The following is a 10,101-nucleotide window of genomic DNA, read 5'->3' as shown; positions in this document are numbered from 1 at the left end:
CGGCAGGTCGACCGCATCGCCGGGGTGCGACTGGTCGACGGTCGCGTGGTCGACCTGGACATCGTCGGCGACACGGTCGTGGCGGTCCGCGCCCCAGGCGGCGCCGGCGATGTCGGCGGTTGCGCCGCCAGTCTCACCGGTGCCGCGGCGGCTCCGGGCCCGGCGATCATCGACGGCCGCGGCTTTCTCGCTCTGACGGCGCCGGCCGAGCCGCACGCCCACCTCGACAAGGCGCTGAGCTGGGGCTCGACCCGCCCACCGGGGTGTGACCTCGGCGAAGCGATCGAGGCCTGGCGGGCCCACGCCGCGACCGTGGACACCCACGAGATCCACGCCCGTGCCCTGATCGCCGCGCGGCGCCTGGTGGCCAACGGCACGACGGCGGTCCGGAGCCACGTGGATCTGCACTCCGACGGCGACCCGCTCCGCGGCGTGCGGGCCCTCGTGCGGGTCCGTGACGAGCTCGCCGAGGTGCTGGACCTCCAGATTGCCGTGATGGTCCGCGAGGAGGACAGCGGCGCCCGCGTCCGAGCCGCGATCGCGGCCGGGGCTGACCTCATCGGCGGCGCCCCGCATCTGGCCACGGACACCGCCGCCGAGACCCACCGGCTCGTCGACCTCGCCGAGGAACTGGGCACAGGCGTCGACCTGCACGTCGACGAGTTCCTAGACGGGGACCACGCCATGCTCGGCCCGTTCACCGACAGGGTAGCGGCGTGGGAGCCCGGTCGGATCCGGACCGCGGGGCACTGCTGTCGGATCGGCGCCCTGGACGCCGCCAGGCAGGCGGGCGCGGCCGTCGCGCTGAGCGGGGCGGGCGTCGGGGTGGTGACGCTGCCGATCACCAACCTCTACCTGCAGGGCCGTGCCGAGTGCACGTCCACTCCGCGCGGCCTGCCGCCGATCCGCACACTCCTCGACGGCGGCGTCACCGTGGCGGCGGGTGCCGACAACGTCCGCGACCCCTTCAACCCGGTGGGCCGCTCCGACGCCACCGAGACCGCGATGTTGCTGGTCGTGGCAGCCCACCTCGACATGGACACCGCGTGGCACCTGGTCACCGACGGCGCCCGCGAGGTCATGGGCCTGCCGCCCGCCGGCCCCGAGGTCGGTCGCCGCGCCGATCTGCTGCTCGTCCGCGCCAGTGGGATCGACGACGTGATCGCCGACGCGCCCGCCGACCGGATCGTCCTGCGAGCAGGCCGCGTGGTGTCCGCGAGGGCAGCCCTCGTCGTCGACCCCTTCACGCCGTCCAGCGCCGCCCCGACCCCCGCGACCACCACCCCCGCCACGAGTGAGGAGACCCCATGACCACGCCCTCGGTCACCACCCAGTCCACTGCGCCGACCACATCACCACCCACCGCCTCGCCCGGCTCCGAGCTCCTCGGCTTCTCCGACGTCGGCGTGACCTACCCCAACGGCACCCGCGCGCTCGACGGCGTCGACCTGCGGATCCGCGCAGGCGAGTTCGTCAGCGTGGTGGGCCCCTCCGGCTGCGGCAAGTCGACGCTGCTCAGCCTGGCCTCTGGGCTGGCCACGCACACCGACGGCTACATGCAGACCGGGACCGACCGCATCGGCTACGTCTTCCAGGACGCGACCCTGCTGCCGTGGCGCACCGTCGCGCAGAACGTGGAGATGCTCGCCGAACTCGACGGCATCCCCCGAGTCGAGCGGCGCGACCGCGCGGCGGCAGCGATCGAACTGGTGGGCCTCGCCGGGTTCGAGCAGTCGCTGCCCCGCGAGCTCTCCGGCGGCATGAAGATGCGCGTCTCCCTGGCGCGGTCCCTGACGTTGGATCCGGAGTTGTTCCTGTTCGACGAGCCGTTCGGGGCGCTCGATGAGATCACCCGCCAGCGGCTCGGCGACGAGCTGTTGGGGCTGTTCGCGGCCAAGCGGTTCGCCGGGCTCTTCATCACCCACTCGGTCGCGGAGGCGGTGTACCTGTCCACCCGTGTGGTGGTCATGTCCGGCCGGCCGGGGCGCATCGTCCACTCGGTCGACGTGCCGTTCGGCCCGGCGCGCGACCCCGAGATCCGCTACACGGCGGAATACATCAACCTCGTCGGCGAGGTTTCCCAGGCGCTCGAGGAGGCACACTGATGAGAGGCACACTGATGAACGGGATCACCGCCCGCGCCTCCGGGCCGACTGTGGGTACCGACGGCGACGACGAGGTCATCACCTCCGACGTGGGCAGCGACCCCGTCACGGGACCGGCCGGGGGAGCGGAGACGCCCCCGGTGGTCCGTAGCCGGCAGTGGCTGTCGGCCGACGGACCCGCGGTGCGCTACGGTGGGCCGCTCGCGGTTCTCGCCGCGGTGCTGGGCCTGTGGTACTTCGTGAGCTACGCGGTGCTCGAACCGTCGCGGCGGTTCCTGCTGCCGGCGCCGCACGTGGTGGTCACTGACGGCCTGTTCGGGCCCGACATGCCGGACATGCTCGAGGCGCTCGGGCGGACCGCGACCGTCGCGCTGACCGGGCTGGCGATCGCGTTCGTGATCGGAGTGGTGTGGGCGGTCGTGATGAGTCAGGAGAAGTGGGCCGAGCGCTCGCTGTTCCCGTACGCGGTGGTGCTGCAGTGCATCCCGATCCTCGCGCTGGTGCCGCTCATCGGGTTCTGGTTCGGCTTCGGTTTCACCGCCCGGGTGTTCGTGTGCGTGCTCATCGCGTTGTTCCCGATCGTCTCCAACACCCTGTTCGGGCTGAAGTCCGTCGACCCGGGCCTGCGCCGGCTCTTCACGCTGCACCACGCCGGCCGGTTGACGGTGCTGCGCAAGCTCGAGGCCCCCGCCGCCCTGCCGGCGCTGTTCGAGGGTCTGCGGGTGGCGGCCGGGCTGTCGGTGGTCGGCGCGATCGTCGGCGACTTCTTCTTCAAGCAGGGGGAGCCGGGGATCGGCATCCTCATCGACACCTTCCGGGCGCGGCTGCAGGCGCCGGAGTTGTTCGCCTCGATCATCCTGGCCTCCCTGCTCGGCGTGGCCGTGTTCCTGTTCTTCGGCCTGCTCTCGCGCCGGGTCGTGGGGAGTTGGTACAACCCGGACACCGATCGCTAGTCGCTACCGTGCGTCACCAGCCGTAACGACACACGACCGAACCCGCAACACCGCCGAAACACGGCCGATGTTCACTCTTCGTTATTGATCACATCAATACGCCCATCGGCACCCTTCACCCGCCATCCGATCCAGGAGTTCCCATGCGACGAACCGTCACCCGCACCGACACCCCCCGTCCCACCGCGCCCCGGTCCGCAGTCTCCGTGGCCGCGCTGTGCGCCCTCGGCGCCGTCACCCTCACCGCCTGCGGCGGCTCCGAGTCCGCAGAGGCCTCCGGCTACAGCGGCGAGATCGGCGCGGTCGACCTCAGCGACGTGTGCGCGGAGAAGATCGTGGTCCAGACCGACTGGAACCCCGAGGCCGAGCACGGCCACCTCTACGAACTGCTGGGCCCCGAGCCGACCATCGACGCCGGCGCCAAGTCGGTCTCCGGGCCGCTGTTCGCCTCCGGCGAGTACACCGGCGTGGACATCGAGGTCAGAGCCGGCGGCCCGGCCATCGGGTTCCAGCAGGTCACCGCACAGATGTACCAGGACCCCGACATCATGCTCGGCTACGTGGACGCCGACCAGGCGGTCCAGAACTCGCTGAACAACCCCACCATCGGCGTCTTCGCGCCGCTCGACATCAACCCGCAGATGATCATGTGGGACCCCGAGACCTACCCGGACGTCGAGACGGTCGCCGACCTCAAGGACGAGAACACCAGGGTCCTGTACTTCGAGGGCAACGCCTACATGGACTACCTCCTCGGTGAGGGCGTCCTCGACCCCGCCCAGGTTGACGGCAGCTACGACGGCTCGCCCTCGAACTTCGTCGCCTCCGGCGGCGCGGTCGCCCAGCAGGGCTTCGCCAGCGCCGAACCGTTCATCTACGAGAACGAGGTCCCCGAATGGGGAAAGCCGGTCGCCTACCAGCTGCTCCACGACCTCGGCTACCCGATCTACAAGTCGATGATGGCCGTCCGTAGCGCCGAACTCGAGGACGACGCCGCGTGCCTCGAGAAGCTGGTGCCCGTGCTGCAGCAGGCAGAGGTCGAGTACTTCGAGGACCCGGCGCGCACCAACGCGGTGATCGTCGACGCCGTCGAGCAGTTCAACACCGGCTGGGTCTACAGCGCCGAGCTCGCCGACTTCGCGGTCGAGGCCATGCTCGAGCGCGAGCTGGTTGGCAACGGCCCCAACGCCACGATCGGTGACTTCGAGGAGGACCGCCTCGCCGACATGGTCTCCAAGGTCAAGGGCGTCTACGAGGCCGCGAACGTCGAGATCGCCGCCGACGTCTCGCCCGAGACCGTCGCCACCAACCGCTTCATCGACCCGGCCATCGGGCTCAAGTGACCGGTGCTCGAGTGAGCCCTGCCGCCCTATCCGAACGGAGACCCTCGTGACCGCGACAGCCACCGACGCGACCACCCACGCGACCGCCGATGTCGCCGGCCTGGTCGACGACCTGCTCGAGCTGCTCGGCCCCGACGCCGTCCGCACCGACGACCATGCCCTGGACAGGGCCTCCAGGGACGGCTCCTACCTCAGCCCGATCCTGCGGGCCCAGTGGCCGATCGGCCGCCCCGAGGTGGTGTGCCGACCGACCACCGTGGAGCAGGTGTCCGCCGTGGTCCGCGCGGCCGTGCGCCGCCGCGTGCCTATCACCTCGCGGGGAAAGGGCACCGGCAACTACGGGCAGGTCGTCCCCCTGCACGGCGGGCTCGTGCTGGACATGACCGCGCTGCGCGGGATCGACCACGTGGACCCGGAGGCGGGTGTGGTCACCGCCGAGGCCGGCGTCCGGATGCTCACGTTGGAGAAGCGGCTGGCCGACCGGCACGGCAGACAGCTGTGGATGTACCCCTCGACCGTGCAGTCCACGTTGGGCGGCTTCCTCGCCGGGGGGTCGGCCGGCACCGGCACGATCGTGCACGGCCGCAACCACGAGGGGTTCGTCGAGGCGCTCGACGTGGTGTTCGCCCACGAGGACGCCGAGATCGTCCACCTGGAGGGGGCGGACGCCCAGCCGTTCGTCCACACCTACGGCGTCGCGGGGATCATCGTGCGCGCGACGGTCCGGATCGAGCCGCTTCAGGACTGGCGGTGCGTGTACGCGAGCTTCGCCGACCACCACGAGGCGTTCGACGCCGTGCGGCGGGTGCACCGGGTCGAGCCGGCGCCGCGCCTGTGTTCGGCCGACGGGGCGCACGTCGCGTCCTGCCTGCCCGACGACGACGCGATCCCCGCGGGACGGGCGAGCCTGCGGACGATCGTCGACGCCGCCGCGGTCGAGCAGGTCGAGGCGGTCGTCGTCGAGGCCGGGGGAGTGGTCGAGGCGGTCCGCAAGGGGGTCAACGAGTCGATCAAGGTCTCCACCCTGTCGTACAACCACCCGACCCACTGGCTGCAGAAGGCCGAACCGGACACGTGGTTCCACATGGAATGCCAGGGCGACGCACTGGTCGAGCGACTCGACGAGGTGGAGGCCGTCTACCCGGGCGGCACCCTCCACCTCGAGGCCGGCCACGGGCGGATGTTCGGGATGCTCAACGGTCACTTCACCACGGCCGAGGCGGCATACGAGGGCGTGCCCGCGCTCGAGGCCCTCGGGGTGCGCGTGCACTCGCCGCACCAGTACCGGGTGGACCACGGCACCGAGGCCGTCCGGGCCCTGGCGGCACGTACTGACCCGTTCGGCCTGCTCAACCCGGGCCGGTGGGACGCGTGATCGGGCGGCAGCGGCGCTACGCCGACCTCACCACCGTCGAGGCCGCTCGCGTCGGGGTCGAGGATCCGATCGCCGTGATCCCCGCCGGCGCGATCGAGCCCCACGGCCCGCACCTGCCGCTGGCGACCGACCTGCTCGTCGCCGAGCACGTGGCCGCCCGCGCGGTGGCCGCCGCCGGTGAGGCGGGCGTGGATGCCTGGCTGATGCCCGCGCTCGGATACACCAAGAGCGACGAGCACGCCAACCTCACCGGGGCCCTGTGGATCAGCGGCGAGACACTGTTCCGGCAGGTCGTTGAGCTGGGGTCGGCGCTGCGGGCCAGTGGGTTCGGGCGGGTGTTGTTCGTCAACTGCCACGGCGGCAACTCGGCGCTACTCGAGGTGGCGCTGCGAGAACTGCGCCGCCGCTCCGGCTTGCGGACCTTCCTCTACGCCGGCCGGGCCGAACCGGGCCCCACCGAGCTGGGAATGGGTATCCACGCCGGGTGGGCGGAGACGTCGATGATGCTGCACCTGCATCCCGAGCTGGTCGACATGTCCGCGGCTGAGGCGAGGGTGCCGGACGGGATCGCCGGCTGCGAGCACATCGGGTTCACCGGCCCGGTGAAGTTCGGCTGGCTGGCCGATGACCTGTCCGACACCGGGGTGATCGGCGATCCGACCGGGGCCGACGCCGACACCGGCGTGCGGTTGGTGGCCCGGCACGTGGAGACCGTGGTCGGCGCGCTGGGCGAGATCGCCGCGTTCGACCCGGCGCGAGGCGTCACGGCCGTCGCGACCGCGGCCGCTGCTCACTCTGTCGGTCGAGGCACCCGATGACCGCCGCCGAGGCCTCCGACATGACGCCCGACGTCGCGCCCGTGGTCACCATGCCCGGGCCCACCGACGACCCGCTCGAGGCGATGGTCGCGTGGTTGGCGATCGATCCCGATGACCCGCCGCTGGGCGTCCTGGCCACCGTCGGCCCCGACGGCACCCCGCACTGTCGGCACCTGCTGGTCTCGGGGGCCACGGCGGAGGGACCGACCTTCCACACGGACTCGCGGTCGCAGAAGTCGCTCGATCTGGCGGCCGATCCGCGGGCGACGCTCGTGGTGGTCGCCCCGGACCGGACCCGCCAGCTCACCGTCACCGGTGTCGCCGAGCCGACGGACCGGGCCGAGCGACTGCAGAGCTATGACGCCCGCTGTGAGTACCTCAAGCTCCTGGCCTGGACCAATGACGATGCCACGGCCGAGCTCGGACCGCCCGGCCGTCGCCGGGTGTGGGCGGCGGCCGTCGACCGACTGGGCCCGTCGCCGGTGCTGCCCCCCGAGACGTGGTTGGGCATGCGGATCCGCCCCGAGACGGTGACCTTCTGGGCCGCGGGACGGGCGGAACCGTCCCACCGCCGTCGGTTCGTGTCGGACGGGCAGCGGTGGCGGGCCGTCGAACTGCCCGGCTGAGCAGCCGGCCGGAGCGAGCACACTACAGATCGAGAGAGCCCCCATGATCACCTTCACCGACGCGCTGGTCCTGCCGGTGTCCGCCGACCCGGCAGCCCCCGCCTGGTTCCACGGCTGGGTCCATGTTGACGACGGCGGCCTCATCGCCGGACTCGGCCCCGGCGACCCGCCGCCCGGCCTGCCGGGAGACGTCCACGACCTGGGCGGCGCGATCCTGGCACCCGGATTCGTCTCCGCGCACAGTCACCTGTTCACGGCCGGCATGCGCGGCATTGCCCCCGACGACACGCTGTACGGGTGGGTCTCGCGGATGGGCGAGATGATGGTCGGCGCGGAGGCCGAGGACCTGTACTGGTTCACCCTCGCCGGCTGCCTGGACTTCCTGCGCAACGGCGTGACCAGCGCCTACAACTTCACGCAGAGCCGGGTGGTGGCCGTGTTCGACCACTCCAGCTCCACCCTGAAGGCCGAGCGGGTCCATGACGTCGACTTCCTCACCCGGCAGATCGACGCCCAGGCCGACTCCGGACTCCGCTGCGTCACCTCGACGCGGCTCGACGACGAGCAGCTCCCCGAGGACGAGTGCTTCGAGGCGTTCGCCCACGTCACCGACCACCGCCTGCGCACCGTGCCGCGGGAACTGGACCTGGGCGGGTCGGTGTTCGGGTCGGTGCAGTGGTCGTCGTCGCCGGTCACCGCCGAACGCGAGCGCCACGCCATGGCGACCCACGGCGTCGGCAACCAGGCACACTTCGTGGAGACCGCCGAGCACCTCGAGGTGCAGCGGGCCAAGTTCGACTGGTACGACCGGGCCGGGGTGCTCGGACCGGACTTCGCGTTCGGCCACTTCGTCCACCCCACCGACCACATGGTCGACCGCGTGGCCGAGACCGACTCGGCCGTGATCTGGCAGGCCACCTCCAACGGCCGGCTCGGCTCGGGCATCGCCGACATCACCCGCTACCGCGACGCCGGGATCCGCGTCGGCATGGGCCTGGACGACCAGTCCTGCACCGACGTGTCCGACCCGTTCCAGAACATGCGGATCGGCCTGTACACCCAACGCGCCGTCCACTCCGATGCCGCGGTCCTGGCCGCCCGCGAGGTCCTGCGGATGCACACCCTCGGGGCGGCGGAGGCCCTCGGCCTGTCCGGCAGGATCGGCAGTGTGGAGGTCGGGAAACACGCGGACCTCGTCGTCGTCGACCCCACCAGGCCCGCCACCGGCCCGATCTGGAACCCGGTCGCCACGTACGTCCTGGCCTGCTCACTGCGCAACCTCACCCACGTCTACGTGGGCGGGCGCCTGGTCGCCGAGGGCGCGCGCAACCTGCACCCCCTGGCCGACGAGGCCGACGCGCAGCTCACCGACCGCATGATCCGCTCGGCGCGCGTGCGGGGCTTCACGCCCGCCTTCGCGCGGGCATCCGAGTCGGGGCTGGTGCGGTCGTGACCACCGTGCTCATCGAGAACTGCGCGGTCGTCACCATGGACGGCCCCGGCACCGCAGGCGCCGAGTACGCGAACGGGCACGTGCTGCTCGACGGCTCGCGGATCGTCGCGGTGGGTGAGGGCCCGTGCGACCCGGCGCTCATACCGTCCGACGTCGAGCGGGTCGACGGGACCGGCTGCGTCGCCACGCCCGGCCTGATCAACACCCACCATCACCTCTACCAGTGGCTCACCCGCGGCCTGGCGGCGGACTCGACGCTGTTCGAGTGGCTGACCACGCTGTACCCGGTGTGGGCGGGCATCACGGCCGACGACGTGCGCACCGCGGCACTCGGTGGGCTCGCGCAGCTCGCGCTGGGCGGGTGCACCACGACCACGGACCACCACTACGTCGTGCCGGCCGACGCCGGGGACGTGTTCGCCGCCGAGATCGGCGCCGCCGCCGCGGTGGGCCTGCGGTTCCACCCGAGTCGCGGCTCGATGGACCTGGGCCGCAGCGACGGTGGCCTGCCCCCGGACTCGGTGGTCGAGAGCACCGACGCGATCCTCGCCGGCACGGCCGACGTCATCGACCGGTTCCACGACGACTCGCCGGAGTCGATGTGCCGCATCGCCGTGGCGCCCTGCTCACCGTTCTCGGTGACCGGCGACCTGTTGCGCGCCAGCGCTGACCTCGCCCGCGAGAAGGGCGTTCGGCTGCACACCCATCTGGCCGAGACCGACGACGAAGAGGTGTTCTGCCGCGAGCGCTTCGGCAGCACGCCCATGGAGTACATGGAGTCCGTGGGGTGGGTGGGTCCCGACGTGTGGTTCGCGCACACCGTGCACCTCGACGACGCCGCGATCGCCGCGATGGCAGCCGGCGGGATGGGTGCCGCGCACTGTCCCGTCTCCAACGGCCGCCTGGGCGCCGGGATCGCGCGGGTGCCGGACATGCTGGCGGCCGGGATCCCGGTCGGGCTCGGGGTGGACGGCGCGGCGAGCAACGAGTCGAGCGTGCTGTGGGAGGAGATGCACACGTCGCTGCTGCTGGCCCGCGCCACCGGCGGCCCGCGGGCGATGGACGTGCGCACGGCGCTTCGGATGGCGACCGTCGGCGGGGCCACCGTGCTCGGTCGCGCCGACGAGATCGGGCGGCTCGCCCCCGGCTACCTGGCCGACGTCGCGCTGTGGCGCCTCGACACCCCGGCGCTGGCGGGGATCGACGATCCCGTCGTCGCGCTGGTCCTGGGCTCGCGGCCGCCGCTGCGCGGGGTGTGGGTCCAGGGCCGCCGGGTGGTGGCCGACGACCGCGTGGTCACCGTGGACGCCGACGCCGTGGCTCGCGACGTGGTGGCCGCCCGCAGGCGCCTGCTCTCGAAGGCGGGGTGAGCGGCGATGGACCTGGTCAGCGTCACCGAACTGCACCGCCCCGCCTCCCGCGCCGACG

Annotated in this window: 9 protein-coding genes; all 9 read left to right on the top strand. The window is 72.1% G+C overall.

The window, feature by feature from the left end; genetic code table 11:
• Positions 1-1,311: amidohydrolase family protein (locus tag HMPREF3086_RS00405; RefSeq protein WP_070719676.1), on the top strand; the 1,311-nt coding region annotated here is incomplete at its 5' end.
• Positions 1,308-2,105 (top strand): ABC transporter ATP-binding protein, encoded by a 798-nt coding sequence (locus tag HMPREF3086_RS00400; RefSeq protein WP_061914909.1) that lies wholly within the window; start codon positions 1,308-1,310, stop codon positions 2,103-2,105. The genes HMPREF3086_RS00405 and HMPREF3086_RS00400, both read left to right, overlap by 4 nt.
• Entirely contained in the window at positions 2,105-3,058 is a 954-nt protein-coding gene (locus HMPREF3086_RS00395) for an ABC transporter permease (RefSeq protein ID WP_239550511.1), read from the top strand. The genes HMPREF3086_RS00400 and HMPREF3086_RS00395 overlap by 1 nt, the downstream gene beginning before the upstream one ends.
• A gap of 143 nt (positions 3,059-3,201) precedes the next feature.
• Positions 3,202-4,401, top strand: coding sequence for an ABC transporter substrate-binding protein (locus HMPREF3086_RS00390; protein ID WP_232303054.1), 1,200 nt, complete (start codon positions 3,202-3,204; stop codon positions 4,399-4,401).
• Between the two features lie 46 nt (positions 4,402-4,447).
• The gene (locus tag HMPREF3086_RS00385; protein ID WP_141763928.1) at positions 4,448-5,776 is read left to right on the top strand and encodes an FAD-binding oxidoreductase; all 1,329 of its coding nucleotides are present in this window, start codon (positions 4,448-4,450) and stop codon (positions 5,774-5,776) included.
• Entirely contained in the window at positions 5,764-6,594 is an 831-nt protein-coding gene (locus HMPREF3086_RS00380; RefSeq protein ID WP_061914912.1) for a creatininase family protein, read from the top strand. Before HMPREF3086_RS00385 ends, HMPREF3086_RS00380 begins: the two co-directional genes overlap by 13 nt.
• Positions 6,591-7,220, top strand: coding sequence for a pyridoxamine 5'-phosphate oxidase family protein (locus HMPREF3086_RS00375; protein ID WP_061914915.1), 630 nt, complete (start codon positions 6,591-6,593; stop codon positions 7,218-7,220). Before HMPREF3086_RS00380 ends, HMPREF3086_RS00375 begins: the two co-directional genes overlap by 4 nt.
• A 43-nt stretch (positions 7,221-7,263) precedes the next feature.
• Positions 7,264-8,673, top strand: coding sequence for an amidohydrolase family protein (locus HMPREF3086_RS00370; RefSeq protein ID WP_070719675.1), 1,410 nt, complete (start codon positions 7,264-7,266; stop codon positions 8,671-8,673).
• Positions 8,670-10,043: an 8-oxoguanine deaminase gene (locus tag HMPREF3086_RS00365; protein WP_256386747.1), complete on the top strand. Its 1,374-nt coding sequence runs from the start codon at positions 8,670-8,672 to the stop codon at positions 10,041-10,043. The genes HMPREF3086_RS00370 and HMPREF3086_RS00365 overlap by 4 nt, the downstream gene beginning before the upstream one ends.
• The last annotated feature ends 58 nt before the right edge of the window (positions 10,044-10,101 follow it).

Origin of the sequence: Dietzia sp. HMSC21D01 (assembly GCF_001815995.1) — a bacterium.
Lineage (GTDB): Bacteria > Actinomycetota > Actinomycetes > Mycobacteriales > Mycobacteriaceae > Dietzia > Dietzia cinnamea.
Note: the sequence above shows the minus strand (reverse complement) of the source record. Positions and strands in the feature narration are given on the sequence as shown.